The organism is Streptomyces sp. NPDC085866, from assembly GCF_044541035.1.
Lineage (GTDB): Bacteria > Actinomycetota > Actinomycetes > Streptomycetales > Streptomycetaceae > Streptomyces.
On sequence record NZ_JBITSQ010000016.1, the window covers coordinates 134,138 to 149,293 of the forward strand.

Consider the following 15,156-nt stretch of genomic DNA (forward strand, 5'->3'; position numbering starts at 1 on the left):
CTTCAGATATGACTGCTGTTCCTCGTTCCCAAAAGCCGGTCGGCCGGTTCCGGCGGATGCTCGACCGGCTCTCCACCTCGCAGGAGGACCTGGAGTCCGAGGAGCTGCGGGAAGACGCCGAGACCGCGGGATGCACCCGGATCGGTGACTGTCTGGACCGCCAGATCGTCACCGTAACTGGTACCTTGCGCACGGTCACCCTGCGGCCGCGGGCCGGAGTCCCGGCCCTGGAGGCCGAGCTGTTCGACGGCTCGGCCGCGCTGGACGTGGTGTGGCTCGGCAGGCGCTCCATCGTCGGCATAGAACCGGGGCGCAAGCTGATCGCATCGGGCCGGATCTCCATGAGCCGGGGCCGCCGGGTGCTGTTCAACCCGAAATACGAACTGCGACCCCTCGGACGGGAGTAGCCGGTGACGTCCCTCGACAAGCCGACCGAAGACACCGAACAGACTCAGTCGGACGACGCCCGCGCGGTCACCGAGGCCGCCCTGTTCGAGGCGTTCGGCGGTGTCCGCGGCATGGTCGAGACGGTCCTGCCCGGTCTCCTCTTCGTCGCGATCTTCACGGTCAACAAGGACCTGCACATCTCGGCGATCGCCGCGCTGGCCGTGTCCCTGGTGCTGGTCGTGGTCCGGCTGGCACGCAAGGACACCGTCAAGCACGCCTTCAGCGGTGTCTTCGGCGTGGCCTTCGGCGTCCTGTTCGCGATGTTCACGGGCAACGCCAAGGACTTCTACCTCCCCGGCATGCTCTACACGCTGGGCATGGCGCTGGCCTACATCATCACGACCCTCGCCGGTGTCCCCCTGATCGGACTCATCCTCGGCCCGGTCTTCAAGGAGAACCTCTCCTGGCGCACCCGCAACCCCGGCCGCAAGAAGGCCTACGCGAATGCCAGTTGGGCCTGGGGTCTGATCCTGCTCGCCAAGTGCGCGATCCTCTTCCCGCTGTACTGGTGGGCCAACACCGCCCAGCTCGGCTGGGTGCTGGTCGCCCTGAAGATCCCGCCGTTCCTGCTGGCGGTCTGGCTCACCTGGGTCTTCCTCGCGAAGGCGCCCGCCCCGATCGACGTGTTCGCGGAGATGGAGGCGGAGGAGAAGGCCGAGGAAGAGCGCAAGGCCGCGCTGGCCGCCGAGGGCGGCGAGCCCACCGGCGGACGGCACCGCCGGGACGCGTAGCCGGCCGTCGTACGACGAAAAAAGGGCGCCCTGGGTTTCCAGGGCGCCCTTCCTCGTGGGTTCAGCTCTCGCGCCGCACCGACAGCAGCTCCTCCAGCTGCTCCTCCCGGGCCTGCGCGGCCACGAAGAGGAGTTCGTCGCCCGGCTCCAGGGAGTCCTCCTTGGACGGGGTCAGAACGCGGGTGCCGCGGATGATCGTGACCAGGGAGGTGTCCTGCGGCCACTCGACGTCGCCCACCTGGGTGCCGGCCAGAGCCGACTCCTCCGGCAGGGTCAGCTCGACGAGGTTGGCGTCGCCGTGGCTGAAGCGGAGCAGGCGGACCAGGTCGCCGACGCTCACCGCCTCCTCGACCAGGGCGGACATCAGGCGCGGCGTGGACACGGCCACGTCGACGCCCCAGGCCTCGTTGAACAGCCACTCGTTCTTGGGGTTGTTCACCCGGGCGACGACGCGCGGAACGCCGTACTCCGTCTTCGCGAGCAGCGAGACGACCAGGTTGACCTTGTCGTCGCCGGTCGCGGCGATCACGACGTTGCAGCGCTGCAGCGCCGCCTCGTCCAGGGACGTGATCTCACAGGCGTCGGCCAGCAGCCACTCCGCCTGCGGCACCCGCTCCACCGAGATGGCGGTCGGCGCCTTGTCGATGAGCAGGATCTCGTGGCCGTTCTCCAGCAGCTCGCCCGCGATCGAGCGGCCGACGGCGCCGGCTCCGGCAATGGCGACCCTCATCAGTGACCGCCCTCCTCTTCCGGGCCCGCGGCGAATGCCGCTTCGACCTTGTCGACGTCGTCCGCCCGCATCATCACGTGGACGAGGTCGCCCTCCTGCAGCACCGTCTGCGAGGTGGGCAGGATGGCCTCGCCCAGGCGGGTCAGGAACGCCACGCGGACGCCCGTCTCCTCCTGCAACTTGCTGATCTTGTGTCCGACCCACTTCGGGGAGGCGTGCACCTCGGCGAGCTGGACGCCGCCGGTGGGGTCGCGCCACAGCGGCTCGGCACCCGAGGGCAGCAGGCGGCGCAGCATCTGGTCGGCCGTCCAGCGGACCGTGGCCACGGTGGGGATGCCCAGGCGCTGGTAGACCTCGGCACGGCGCGGGTCGTAGATACGGGCGGCCACGTTCTCCACGCCGAACATCTCGCGGGCCACGCGCGCGGAGATGATGTTGGAGTTGTCGCCGCTGGAGACGGCGGCGAAGGCGCCGGCCTCCTCGATGCCCGCCTCGCGCAGGGTGTCCTGGTCGAAGCCGACCCCGGTGACCCTGCGGCCACCGAACCCGGGGCCCAGCCGGCGGAAGGCGGTGGGGTCCTGGTCGATCACGGCGACCGTGTGTCCCTGTTGCTCCAGGGTCTGGGCAAGAGCGGAACCCACTCTTCCGCAGCCCATGATGACGATGTGCACGACCGTCCTTCCGGTGTCCAAAAGTTACTGCTCAGCATCAGGGTCTCAGACCGACGCCCAAAGCTACACACGAGTGGTTCGGGGCGGGCACCCCTGTGCCGGGGTTTCCCGCGATCACCGACTGTGATCACCTGACGACGTTCATCCGGCGCCGCTCACCTGCGGGTGGCCGACGGCGCCGACCGGCGAGTGATGCTGCGCACGCTGAACAGGGTCAGGATTCCGAGGCCGACCAGGGCGACCGTGGCCCCGATCAGCTCTGCGGTCGCCGGCATGGGACCTCCGAAGTGCGAAGACAGGCGGGGTCTGCCATCTAGACACGGAGGGCGCGCGAACCACGGAATCCGCAGTTCCGTGCGCCCGTGATTTCACTCATGAGGCAGAACGGGGATGCCGGGTGGGCGGCTGCCTGTTCGAAGGCCTACGATCCTCTGTCGTGTCCAAACTGACCGACGTGCCCAAACGGATCCTGATCGGGCGCGCACTGCGCAGTGACCGGCTGGGCGAAACGCTCCTGCCGAAGCGCATCGCACTCCCTGTCTTCGCCTCCGACCCGCTGTCCTCCGTCGCCTACGCGCCGGGGGAGGTCCTGCTGGTCCTGTCCATCGCGGGCGTGTCGGCCTACCACTTCAGCCCCTGGATCGCGGTCGCGGTCGTCGTGCTGATGTTCACGGTCGTCGCCTCGTACCGGCAGAACGTCCACGCCTACCCGAGCGGCGGCGGTGACTACGAGGTCGCCACCACCAACCTCGGCCCCAGGGCCGGCCTCACCGTCGCGAGCGCGCTCCTCGTCGACTACGTCCTGACCGTCGCCGTCTCGATCGCCTCCGGCATCGAGAACCTCGGCTCGGCGGTCCCCTTCGTGGTGCAGCACAAGGTGCTCTGCGCCGTCGCCGTGATCGTCCTGCTGACGCTGATGAACCTGCGCGGCGTGAAGGAGTCGGGCAAGCTCTTCGCGATCCCGACGTACGTCTTCGTCGGCGGCGTCTTCATCATGATCGCGTGGGGCGCGTTCCGGGGCCTGGTCCTCGGTGACACCATGCTGGCGCCCACCGCCGACTACCACATCAAGGCCGAACACCAGGGCCTCGCGGGCTTCGCCCTCGTCTTCCTGCTGCTGCGCGCCTTCTCCTCCGGCTGTGCCGCGCTCACCGGCGTGGAGGCCATCTCCAACGGCGTCCCGGCCTTCCGCAAGCCCAAGTCGAAGAACGCGGCGACCACGCTGGCGATGATGGGCCTGCTGGCCGTGACCATGTTCTGCGGCATCATCGCCCTCGCCATGGTGACCAAGGTCCGCATGGCCGAGAACCCGGCCACCGACCTGATCCACAACGGCGTCGCCCTCGGCTCGCACTACGTCCAGAACCCGGTGATCTCCCAGGTCGCCGAGGCGGTGTTCGGCAAGGGCAGCTTCCTGTTCATCGTGCTCGCGGCGGCCACCGCCCTGGTCCTCTTCCTGGCGGCCAACACGGCGTACAACGGCTTCCCGCTGCTCGGCTCGATCCTCGCCCAGGACCGCTACCTGCCGCGCCAGCTGCACACCCGCGGCGACCGCCTCGCCTTCTCCAACGGCATCGTGCTGCTCGCCGGCGCGGCGGCCATGCTGACGGTCATCTACGGCGCCGACTCCACGCGCCTGATCCAGCTGTACATCGTCGGTGTGTTCGTGTCCTTCACGCTCAGCCAGACGGGCATGGTCAGGCACTGGAACCGCCACCTGGCGACGGAGCGGGACCAGGCCAAGCGCCGCCACATGGTGCGCTCCCGCGCGATCAACGCGTTCGGTGCCTTCTTCACCGGCCTGGTGCTGGTCGTCGTCCTCGTCACGAAGTTCACGCACGGTGCCTGGGTGGCCCTGCTGGGCATGTGCATCTTCTACGCGACGATGACCGTGATCCGTAAGCACTACGACCGCGTCGCCGAGGAGATCGCGGCCCCCGAGGGACCGACCGACGACAGTGTCCGCCCCTCCCGCGTCCACTCGGTCGTCCTCATCTCCAAGATCCACCGCCCCACCCTGCGCGCCCTGGCCTACGCCAAGCTGATGCGCTCGGACACCCTGGAGGCGCTCACCGTCAACGTCGACCCGGCGGAGACCAAGGCACTGCAGGAGGAGTGGGAGCGGCGCGGCATCGACGTACCGCTGAAGGTCCTCGACTCGCCGTACCGCGAGATCACGCGGCCGATCATCGAGTACGTCAAGGGCCTGCGCAAGGAGTCCCCGCGCGACGCGGTCTCGGTGATCATCCCCGAGTACGTGGTCGGCCACTGGTACGAGCACCTGCTGCACAACCAGAGCGCCCTGCGCCTGAAGGGCCGCCTGCTGTTCACGCCCGGCGTGATGGTGACCTCCGTCCCCTACCAGCTGGCTTCCTCCGAGGCGGCCAAGCTGCGCGCCCGCAAGCGGCAGGAGTGGAACGCGCCGGGTGCGGTGCGGCGTGGTCCGGCGGCGGAGCGGCCGAAGGAGTCGGCGGTCAAGGACTGAGGCGTGCGGGGCTGCGACGCTGAGGGCTTGGGGGCCGGCGGGACCGAGGCGCACAAGCCTGAGGCGCACAAGCCTGAGGCGTGCACGTCTGAGGCGCGCAGGTCTTGGGCGCGCGGGGAAGGCCGTAGACTGGTGGGCTGTTGTCAGGCCCACCGGCTGCGGCCGCTTCCTTTTCCTTCCCGAAGCACCGTTCCCGACTTCCCTTCCCGATTTCCTCCCCGATCTGGAGTCACCCCACCATGCAGGCAGAACCGACCAAGTCTCTGGTGGGCGAGGAATACGAGGTCGAGATCGGCCCCGTCGCCCACGGCGGCCACTGCATCGCCCGTACCTCCGAGGGCCAGGTGCTGTTCGTCCGGCACGCGCTGCCCGGAGAGCGGGTGGTGGCCCGGGTGACCGAGGGCGAGGAGGGCGCACGCTTCCTGCGGGCGGACGCCGTCGAGATCCTGGAGGCATCGAAGGACCGCGTCGAGGCTCCCTGCCCCTTCGCCGGCCCCGGCCGCTGCGGCGGCTGCGACTGGCAGCACGCCAAGCCGGGCGCCCAGCGGCGACTGAAGGGCGAGGTGATCGCCGAGCAGCTCCAGCGGCTCGCGGGCCTCACGCCCGAGGAGGCGGGCTGGGACGGCACCGTGATGCCGGCCGAGGGTGACAAGGTCCCGGCGGGTCAGGTCCCGCAGTGGCGGACGCGCGTGCAGTACGCCGTCGACGCGGAGGGCCACGCCGGTCTGCGCCGTCACCGCTCGCACGAGGTCGAGCGTGTCGACCACTGCATGATCGCCGCCGCGGGCGTGACCGAGCTGGGTATCGAGAAGCGCGACTGGACCGGCATGGAGTCGGTGGAGGCGATCGCGGCGACGGGCTCGCAGGACCGCCAGGTGATCCTGACTCCGAGGCCCGGCGCCCGCCTCCCGATCGTCGCACTGGACAAGCCGGTGTCGGTGATGCGGGTCGACGAAAAGGACGGCGGCGTGCACCGCGTCCACGGCCGCCCCTTCGTCCGCGAGCGCGCCGACGGCCGCACCCACCGGGTCGGCAGCGGCGGCTTCTGGCAGGTCCACCCGAAGGCGGCGGACACGCTGGTGACGGCGGTCATGCAGGGCCTGCTGCCCCGCAAGGGCGAGATGGCCCTGGACCTCTACTGCGGCGTGGGCCTCTTCGCCGGTGCCCTCGCCGACCGCCTCGGTGAGAAGGGCGCGGTCCTGGGCATCGAGTCCGGCAAACGCGCGGTCGAGGACGCGCGCCACAACCTGGCCGACTTCCCCCGGGTCCGCATCGAACAGGGCAAGGTCGAGTCGGTCCTCCCGCGCACCGGCATCACCGAGGTCGACCTCATCGTCCTCGACCCGCCCCGCGCCGGCGCCGGCCGCAAGACGGTCGAACACCTCTCCTCCCTCGGCGCCCGCCGCGTCGCCTACGTCGCCTGCGATCCGGCTGCGCTGGCTCGCGATCTGGCGTACTTCCGCGAGGGTGGGTACCGGGTGCGGACGCTTCGGGCGTTCGATCTGTTTCCGATGACGCATCATGTGGAGTGCGTGGCGATCCTTGAGCCTACTGCAAAGGGTCGCTGACCTGCGGTTTCTTTGAGTGTGCGGGGGCATGACGCGGTTGCGGTTCCGCAGAGGGTTTCGGTCCCCGCGCGTGGCAGCGACCGTCAATCGCTCCGCTTCTTCGTGCGCGCGTCGTCCTTCCGTTCACCGAACAGCGCCCCGGCGGCGGACTCCCATTCCCGAACCAGGTCGACCGTCTTCGGCGCTCGCAGCCACTGAATCTGCAGGCCGTCCATCATCGCCACGATGTGCCGGGCGAGCGATTCGGGATGGTCGCTGATGTCCCTGGCCAAGGACGCGAAGGCGGCTATCGCTTGGTCTTGCCGCTTCACGAAGTAGGCGTGCGCGGGATGGCTTGGTGTCAGCGACTCGGCTTCGAGCACCGTGAAGAGCCGGACGAACTCCGGTTGTTCCGAGTTGCGCTGCATCGTCGCCGAGCACAACTGCCGCAGACCGACTCCGTGGGGGCCGTCGGCGGACCACTCGTCCGGGACCTCCTCCTCACCGACGCCGAGGTGCGCGCGAAGCGATCGTGCATCCTCGACATCTCGGTGTTCCAGCACGGCGATGAGCAAGCCGGTTTTGGAACCGACATGACGCAGCACACCCGGAACGGTGAGCCCGCAGCGATCGGCCACGTCCTGCATCGACAGTCCCCAGAAACCGCGATCTGCGATAAGTGCGGAGGTCACGTCGATGATCTGGCGCCGCCGCTCGGCGGCCGGCAGTCGTGACCGGTCGCGCCGGTACGAGGGCGCCCCCTCAACCATGTTCGCCAAGACCTCTCCATCGGGCGGCACCGTTGTTCGGGACAGCGCTGCGGGACAATTTCCCCGAGCATTGGTCAATGTCACACGGGAAGACAGCCTGGTTGCCCAGCAGTTGATCCGCACCGTGGTCGCGTCTTGCCCGGTGTGCAGCACACCCCGTCGTCCAGTCGCCGACCGGTATCGGACATCACCCACTTCCACTCCGGGGCCGCAGGTCCGCCAGTGGCTACCAGGGCGAATTAGTTAGTAGCTACTAGCTAGTGACTTGACTGAGACGGCACCCTAGCCCCGCCCGGATGCATCGACAAGGGGTGCGTCCATATCGCACGAGGGGCGGTGCGGCGACCATGACGATCCGACAGAGGTGGCGTCCGAACCGTGAGTTCAGGGGGTGCCGAGGTCGGACGCGTCGCAGTGCGAGGGCGATGCGACGCCCGTGCGCCACCGAAGGGACGTCGACTCGAAAGCGCAGAGCGTGCCGGTCCGGCGCCACGGCTGCCTGTTCGAGACAGGCCCGTCCGTGCTGGCCACGAGCACCTTGCGTTGGCTTCACAAGATGAACGGATGCAGACCGCTTGACAGTCAATCAGCCTCGCTGGCTTCATGTGTCGCGGCGTCAATGAGCTGGGCGAGCTCTCACGCCGCGTGCTGGTCCCGCCTCGCGGCGGCGCCGATCCGCCGTTTTGGCGCAATCCTCTCTCATTTCATTTCCGGAAGATACCGGCGTCGGTGCTCCGCAATATGGGAGCGCTCCCAAATCGACACTCCCACTCTCCGGATCCATCCCCCACGGTCCGGGCGCCGCACAAGCCGCTCCGGCCATCGAAAGGATTCCCATGACCAGATCGAGCGTGAAGCCGCGCAGTGGAGCTGCGGCGGTCGCGGCGGTCGTGGCTGCCCTGTTCCTGGTTGCCCTCTCCCTGGCCGGCGCTTCGCCGGCGTCCGCGAACACGACCCTGTGCGGCAAGACCGACAGCATGAAGGTCTCGGGCGGCAAGTACGTCGTCCAGAACAACGAGTGGGGCGACTCGATCCCCCAGTGCATCGACGTCTCGGACGACGGCTTCAAGGTCACCACCGGCTGGCACGACGTGGGCACCGGCGGCGCGCCGGCGGCGTATCCGTCGATCTACGCCGGCTGCCATTACGGCAACTGCTCCAGCGGCAACGGTCTGCCGCTGCAGGTGTCGGCCTTCGGCAACCCGCAGTCCAGCGTCGACTTCGCGACCGCCGACGGCCAGTGGGACGCCGCGTACGACATCTGGTTCGACACCAGCTCCAACCCCTCGGGCCAGAACAACGGCGAGGAGATGATGATCTGGGCCAATCACTCCGGCTCGCCCACGCCGTTCGGCACCAAGGTCGGCACGGTGTGGATCGAGGGCGCCAACTGGGACGTCTGGTACGGCCGCCAAGGCAGCGGCATCGCCTGGAACACCGTCTCCTACGTCCGCCAGCAGCCCACCGACGCGATCACGGTGAACATCAAGGACTTCACCAACGACTCGATCAGCCGCGGTTACCTGTCGTCGGCGTGGTACATGACCAGCGTGCAGTTCGGCTTCGAGCCCTGGGTCGGTGGCCCCGGCCTGGCCGTGAACTCCTTCTCCTACGACTCCAACGGCTCCGGCGGTGGCGGAGGAGGAGGCGGTACGTCCGGCACGATCGCCGGTCAGCAGAGCGGCCGCTGCCTGGACCTGAAGGACTGGGGCACGGCCGACGGCACCCCCGTCCAGCTGTGGGACTGCGGAACCGGCTGGAACCAGAAGTGGACGCGGACCGACGGCACCCTCGTCAACCCGCAGACCGGCAAGTGCCTCGACGTGGCCGCCGGTTCCACGGCCAACGGCGCCAAAGTGCAGCTCTGGTCGTGCAACGGCACCGGCGCCCAGCAGTGGCAGTTCAACGCCGACGGCACCGTCACCAACCCCCGGTCCGGGAGATGTCTGGACGCCGACGGCTCCGGCAATGGTGCGCTGCTGCAGATATGGGACTGCTACGGCGGCGGCACACAGCCCAACCAGGTCTGGGCACAGAAGTAGCGCCGTCTCGGCGTGGCAGAGCTCGCCGCATGGTTTGCAGGACCGGGCTGCCGCCTGGGGGTTGGCCTGTTGTGTCAGGTCGCCCTCCCGGTCGCACGGCTTCAGTGAGCCCGACGGCGACGGCCGGCACCCCGCGAAGGCAACGCGACTGCGGGGCGCCGGCCCGGGCACCACTTCGGCACCATCCCCACGTCCGTCGCCTGCGGGGCGGCCGCATCCAAGGAGCATCGACGTGAGATATCAGCCCGTACGCGGCGTTCTGCCGTCAAGACTCACCATCAGCCGACGACGTACGGCAGGCGCACTGCTGGCCGCGGCCGCCCTGGTCGCCACGGCGGTCCCGGCCTCGTCGGCCCTGGCCGACACCGACACCGCCGCATCGCGGCCTGCCGGGAGCCGGACCCTGCCGTACCTCAACCCGAAGCTGCCGGTACCTCGCCGCGTCTCCGACCTGCTCGGCCGCATGACGCTGGCAGAGAAGATAGGCCAGATGACCCAGGCCGAACGCGGCTCGGTCGACGCCGACCGAACGCAGATCACGGCCCTCGCCCTCGGCTCGCTCCTGTCCGGCGGCGGCTCCACCCCGACCCCCAACACCCCCGCCGCGTGGGCGGACATGATCGACGGCTACCAGGCGCACGCACTGGCCACCCGCCTGCACATCCCGCTGTTGTACGGGATCGACTCCGTGCACGGCGACGGCAACCTCGTCGGCGCGACGATCTTCCCGCACAACATCGGCATGGGCGCCACCCGGGACCCCGGGCTGGTGCGCGAAGAGGAGCACATCACCGCCACCGAGACCCGCGCGACCGGCCCGCAGTGGGTCTTCGCCCCGTGCGTGTGCGTCGCCCGCGACGACCGCTGGGGCCGTACCTACGAGAGCTTCGGCGAGGACCCCGCACTGGTCCAGCGCATGGAGAGCGCCATCGACGGCTTCCAGGGCACCCGTAAGAAGGACCTCGCGAAGCCGGACCACGTACTGGCCACCGCCAAGCACTACGCCGGTGACGGCGACACCACGTACGGCACCTCCACCACCCACGACTACACCATCGACCGCGGGGTGACGAGCACCAGCCACCAGCGCTTCGACGCCGTCGACCTGGCCCCTTACGTCACCGCCGTCCAGGCCCACCATGTCGGCAGCATCATGCCGTCCTACTCGTCCGTCCAGTGGACCGACGTGCCCGGCAGCGAGCCCGTCAAGATGAGCGCCAGCAAGGAACTGCTCACCGACGTCCTGAAGCAGAAGATCGGCTTCGACGGGTTCCTCATCAGTGACTGGGACGCCATCGCCCAGCTCCCCGGGGACTTCGCGACCCAGGTCCGTACCTCCGTCAACGCAGGCATGGACATGTTCATGCAGCCCTACGACGCGCCTCAGTTCGAGCAGACTCTCACTGCCGAGGTCCGGGCCGGCCGCGTCCCGATGTCCCGCATCGATGACGCGGTGTCCCGCATTCTGCGTGCGAAGTTCGAACTCGGCCTGTTCGAGCATCCCTACACCGACCGCACCGACATCGGTACCGTCGGCTCGCCTGCCCACCGGGCCGTGGCCCGCCGTGCCGTCGCCGAGTCGCAGGTCCTGCTGAAGAATGACCACCACGCGCTGCCGCTCAAGCGCTCCCAGCGCATCTACGTCGCCGGAGCCAACGCCGACGACCTCGGCAACCAGGCCGGCGGCTGGACCGTGAGCTGGCAGGGCCGGTCCGGGAACGCCATCCCAGGTACCACCATCCTCCAGGGCATCCAGAAGGACGCGGAGAACGTCACCTACAGCGCCGACGCCGCGGCGCCCACCAGCGGCTACGACGTCGGCATCGTTGTCGTCGGCGAGACCCCCTACGCCGAAGGCGTCGGTGACGTCGGCACGGGCGGCCACACCCTGAATCTCTCCGCCACCGACCAGGCGAACATCGACCGCGTCTGCTCGGCCATCACCACCTGCATCGTCCTGGACGTCGCGGGGCGCCCCCAGATCATCACCGACCAACTGCCCAAGACAGACGGTTTCGTCATGTCCTGGCTCCCCGGCAGCGAAGGAGAAGGAGTCGCCGATGTCCTGTTCGGCAAGCACCCCTTCACCGGGAGACTCCCCGTCACCTGGCCCCGCAGCCAGGCCCAGGAACCGATCAACATCGGCGACGCCCACTACGACCCGCTGTTCCCCTACGGATTCGGTCTGACCGCCGAGCACTGAACCCGCCTACCCAGACCCACCCGGTGCGGGCCGCGCCACAGCAACGCAGCCGGCACCGGCTGCCCGGGCCAGGAGGACCGGGGCCATGGCATCGATGGCGTACTCGTGGCCATGCAGCCCGGCCGTGCGCAGCAGCGTCGCCGCTGCCTGGGCGAGGGTCTGGGTGACCGGCTCGACTCGCAGCCGCGACAGCCTCCATTCCAGCGCCGCGTCACTGATCCTGGGGTGGATCACCTCGACGAGCATGGCGGCGGAGGTGATGACGGGCAGGTCGGCGCTCACGAACGGCCTGCAGGGTGCCGGCGGTGAGGGAGAGGGAGATCCCGCCGCGTTCGCGTTGGGCTGGAGTGTGCGTCAAGAGATCGCACGCCGCTGACCTGCGATTTCCTTCCACATGCTTTTGAATCACATCATTCCGATGACGCATCACGTCGAGTGCGTGGCGATTCTGGAGCCTGTCGCGAAGGGCGCCTGACCTGCGGATTGCGGTCTGGATGGTTCGCTCGACCTGTTTTGCTGCCTGCACCGGGTCGAGCGAACGGTGTCTTCGTGTTAGGCATTCTGACCTGCGGTTATGGGACAGCGCACGGTCCTGACGGCATGCGTTTCTTTGTGGTGCCGAGAATTCTTGACGCTCGAATGACGCCCGCTCGGGATGCGCCGCCACATCGCCTGCGCGTAGTGGCCGAAGAGCAACGGTGGAGCCCGGCCGCTCGGTAGCCAGGCGTCACCGGGCTCGACTGGTGTGCGATGGCGCCGGGCCGGACGTCAGGGAGGGTGGCGAACCACGAGAGGCCGCCGACGTTGAGGAACGACGGTCCCGTCACCGCGACCGAGCACCGAGTGGGCTGTCAGAGCCGCCTGTTCGTCGCAGCCCGCCCGTCGCCGCCTCAGGCCGCATCCCGGGCGTCCCAGCAGCGACGGAACCACGCGAGTGTCTCGGCTAGCAGTTCGCGGTTGTGGTTCTCTTCCAGAAGGGAGAGACGGAAGCTGGGACGCAGTTCCAGCTTTCCCTCGGGGATGTCGACACCCTTTAGCTCGTTAAGCCGCCGCAGCAGCTCGGCGCGCAGCCTGCGGTCGGTGAAGGGCTCGTGCGCGGCGAGGTGTTGGAACACCACCTCCGCCGTGCCACCGCGTCCGCCGCCCGGGTAGAGCGTCAGCGGCCAGATACCGCGGCCCGGTGCCCCGGCCTCTCCGAGCATGAGGAACGCGCTGGTGATGGCCTGCCCGGCTCCGTGGCCGACCCATCCGCCGAGCTCCTCCCAACGGGTGAGAAGGGCACGGACCGCGTCGACCGTCTCAGGGGAGTCGTCTGCCGCGAGCTGACGGAAGAACCGGTCGGCGCGCGTCTCCTCGCTCTGGCCTTGCACAGTGCGCTGTGCCGTGTCCTCGTCGTCCGCCTGGTTGTCGTCGACCCCGGTGAACAGGAGGGCGAGATCGTCGGCAGTGATGCGTTGGGCCGGATCGGCGGCACCGTTGACCGTGAAGCGGATGCCGTCCGCGGTCAACCGGGCCCGGACGTCGCCCCCCTCGCCCGGGGACGTCCAGCGGAACCCGTCGGAGACCTTGCCCTCGGAGGTGAGCACGCGATGGGCGTTGGCCACGCCCGGAGTGGCGGCCAGGTGGTTGCCCACGGCCTGCGCGCCCGAACCGAGGAATGCGGCGAGGTCGCCGTAGGACGTCCAGGTGCCGTGAGGGAGTGCCGCGAGTACCTGATGGGCCAGCTGCCAGTCGCGGCTGCGCTCTGCCCTGCCGATGCCGGGCAGAGGGGCCGGCCACAGTGCGATCGCACGCTCGGCGAGATCGTCGGCGCGGGCCAGAATCTCCTGGGCGCCCCACCTGTCGGTGGCGGCGATGCGTCGGTTCATCTCCAGGTGGCTGCCCTTGAGCAGGTCCTGCTTGCGCTCGAACGGGTGGTTGGACAGTTCCGAGTTGACCGCCGTGAGGGTCAGGTTGCCGAGCGTATGCCGGAGTCGCGCGTGCAGATCCTCGGCGGTCTCCGTAGCGGCCGCGTCCTCGCTCAGCATCCGCATCCACTCGTCCCCCGCGGACTGGGGCAGCACGTGTTCGATCGTGAGCCGAGCGGAGGCGAAGTCCACCGGTTCGGGGTGCCCATAGCTTTCCTCCAGCCGCTGGAGCACCATCTTGCGCTGGTGCCACCGCCCGTACTGGTAGAAGGGTGCGCTCCGGATCTTCCCGCGCAACTCCTCGTCGTCCGGCCAGAAGCGATTGTCCGCGGAGAGCAACTGATGCAGTCCGTCGGCCACGGGTACGTCCAGCGGCAGCTGTCCGGGCACGGCCTGAAAAATGCGATTGAGGTTGTTCGTCGGCACCCGGCAGATCATCCGGCGCACCAGGAAGCTCTCGATGTACGACATCGCTCGGGCGGTGTCCGAGGGGCCGACCTCTCCGCGCTGACGTCGATCCAGCAGCAGCATCAGAGCGGGGTAGGTGACCTGGGCCTGCCAGGTGTCCAAACGACGCAACTGGGCACGGACGGCGGGGTCCGGCTCCTCCTCGGGGTGGAGCAGCCGACGGAACAGCGCGCCGCGGTGGTGCAAGTCCCTGATGTACGCCTCGATCTCTGCTTCGGTGATCTCGCGGCGCTCGAAGTGCTGTTGCTGAGACGCGTACAGGTCCTGACGGCGCACGCGGTCGTCCCCGCCCAACACCAACTGGAGCCACATGAGCTGTTCGAGTTCGTCGTTGCTCAGGCTGTTCTGCAGCGGCAGCCAGTAGGTCTCGTAGACGTGCTCGCCACGGGTGGGCAGCCGCATGAACAGATAGTTGCGCAGCAGGTCGGCTTGGCTGAGCTTGAGACCGGTGTTGTTGAGGGACTCGAAGATGCGGTGGACGTTGTCGCCGCGCTCGGCGGTCACCGCGACCAGCGTGAGCCTGGACGTGATGGCCTGCTCGATGCGGAACACGTCCTGCGGGGCGGCCGGATCCCCCGCTTCGACGAGTTTGCGGCGGAAGAAGCTGTAGGCCGTGCCGACGTTTCCGCCGCCGGCCTGGGTTTCGACTGGACCACGGATGTGCGCGCCGAACTGGGGCCGGTCGGCCTGCGTCGGCAGCAGCCGAAAATGGTCGGTACCGCTCTTGCGCTTGTTGATCAGGTATTCCTCGTCGATGCGCTCGGCCTCGTCCGGCTGGGCGTCCGCGATGTGGTCGCGGATCGCGGCCAGGGCGAGCGACAGCGTCGTCAGCCGCTGCTGACCGTCGACGACGAGCCATCGAGGGAACGTCGCCTCGTTCTGCGGGGAAGGCGCGAGGACGACGGAGCCCAGGAAGTGGGTGCTCGCTCCGTCCCCGGCCTCCAGCAGCTCGGCCTGCTCCAGGATGTCGGCCCACAGCTGTCCGAGCTGCCGCTCGGTCCAGGAGTACGTCCGCTGATAGAGCGGCACCTGGAACTGCTGGGCCCTGCCCTGTACGAGATCGGCGAACAGGGTCTCCTTCGCCTGCATGATGTCCCCCCGGCGAACCGTGTGTTATGACGTGCGGGAACGACCCTATGACCTCCACCGGGGCAC

At 68.8% G+C, this 15,156-nt stretch carries 10 protein-coding genes and 1 pseudogene; 6 read left to right on the forward strand and 5 right to left on the reverse strand.

Annotation, left to right across the window (positions count from 1 at the left end; translation table 11 throughout):
• The first annotated feature begins 8 nt into the window (after positions 1-8).
• Together ACIF83_RS34815 and ACIF83_RS34820 are read left to right on the forward strand one after the other, a co-directional pair.
• Positions 9-407 (forward strand): OB-fold nucleic acid binding domain-containing protein, encoded by a 399-nt coding sequence (locus tag ACIF83_RS34815; RefSeq protein WP_393481106.1) that lies wholly within the window; start codon positions 9-11, stop codon positions 405-407.
• A 3-nt stretch (positions 408-410) separates the two neighbouring features.
• Positions 411-1,178, forward strand: a complete 768-nt coding sequence (locus ACIF83_RS34820; protein WP_393481109.1) for a DUF3159 domain-containing protein — start codon at positions 411-413, stop codon at positions 1,176-1,178.
• A 61-nt stretch (positions 1,179-1,239) separates the two neighbouring features.
• On the opposite strand, the gene ACIF83_RS34825 is transcribed toward ACIF83_RS34820, so the two are convergent.
• Together ACIF83_RS34825 and ACIF83_RS34830 are read right to left on the reverse strand one after the other, a co-directional pair.
• On the reverse strand, positions 1,240-1,908 hold the full coding sequence (locus ACIF83_RS34825) for a potassium channel family protein (RefSeq protein WP_393481110.1): 669 nt from the start codon (positions 1,906-1,908) through the stop codon (positions 1,240-1,242).
• Entirely contained in the window at positions 1,908-2,579 is a 672-nt protein-coding gene (locus ACIF83_RS34830; protein WP_145882901.1) for a TrkA family potassium uptake protein, read from the reverse strand. Before ACIF83_RS34830 ends, ACIF83_RS34825 begins: the two co-directional genes overlap by 1 nt.
• Before the next feature lie 436 nt (positions 2,580-3,015).
• Between ACIF83_RS34830 and ACIF83_RS34835 the strand changes: the two genes are divergently transcribed.
• Complete coding sequence (locus tag ACIF83_RS34835) at positions 3,016-5,064, forward strand: APC family permease (protein WP_393481113.1); 2,049 nt, start codon at positions 3,016-3,018, stop codon at positions 5,062-5,064.
• A 239-nt stretch (positions 5,065-5,303) separates the two neighbouring features.
• Positions 5,304-6,632, forward strand: a complete 1,329-nt coding sequence (locus ACIF83_RS34840; RefSeq protein ID WP_399732930.1) for a class I SAM-dependent RNA methyltransferase — start codon at positions 5,304-5,306, stop codon at positions 6,630-6,632.
• An 83-nt stretch (positions 6,633-6,715) separates the two neighbouring features.
• Here ACIF83_RS34840 and ACIF83_RS34845 read toward each other — a convergent pair whose 3' ends face one another.
• The gene (locus ACIF83_RS34845; protein ID WP_399733067.1) at positions 6,716-7,381 is read right to left on the reverse strand and encodes a TetR/AcrR family transcriptional regulator; all 666 of its coding nucleotides are present in this window, start codon (positions 7,379-7,381) and stop codon (positions 6,716-6,718) included.
• A gap of 836 nt (positions 7,382-8,217) precedes the next feature.
• Between ACIF83_RS34845 and ACIF83_RS34850 the strand changes: the two genes are divergently transcribed.
• Together ACIF83_RS34850 and ACIF83_RS34855 are read left to right on the forward strand one after the other, a co-directional pair.
• Positions 8,218-9,423 (forward strand): RICIN domain-containing protein, encoded by a 1,206-nt coding sequence (locus ACIF83_RS34850; RefSeq protein WP_399732933.1) that lies wholly within the window; start codon positions 8,218-8,220, stop codon positions 9,421-9,423.
• A gap of 232 nt (positions 9,424-9,655) precedes the next feature.
• Entirely contained in the window at positions 9,656-11,626 is a 1,971-nt protein-coding gene (locus ACIF83_RS34855) for a glycoside hydrolase family 3 protein (protein ID WP_399732936.1), read from the forward strand.
• Positions 11,627-11,632: 6 nt separating this feature from the next.
• On the opposite strand, the pseudogene ACIF83_RS34860 reads toward ACIF83_RS34855, so the two are convergent.
• Positions 11,633-11,902: pseudogene (locus tag ACIF83_RS34860) on the reverse strand (DNA-binding protein); the annotation flags it as partial.
• 614 nt (positions 11,903-12,516) lie between these two features.
• A complete protein-coding gene (locus tag ACIF83_RS34865) occupies positions 12,517-15,090 on the reverse strand; it encodes a DUF262 domain-containing protein (RefSeq protein WP_399732938.1) in 2,574 nt (857 codons plus the stop codon).
• Between the last annotated feature and the right edge of the window lie 66 nt (positions 15,091-15,156).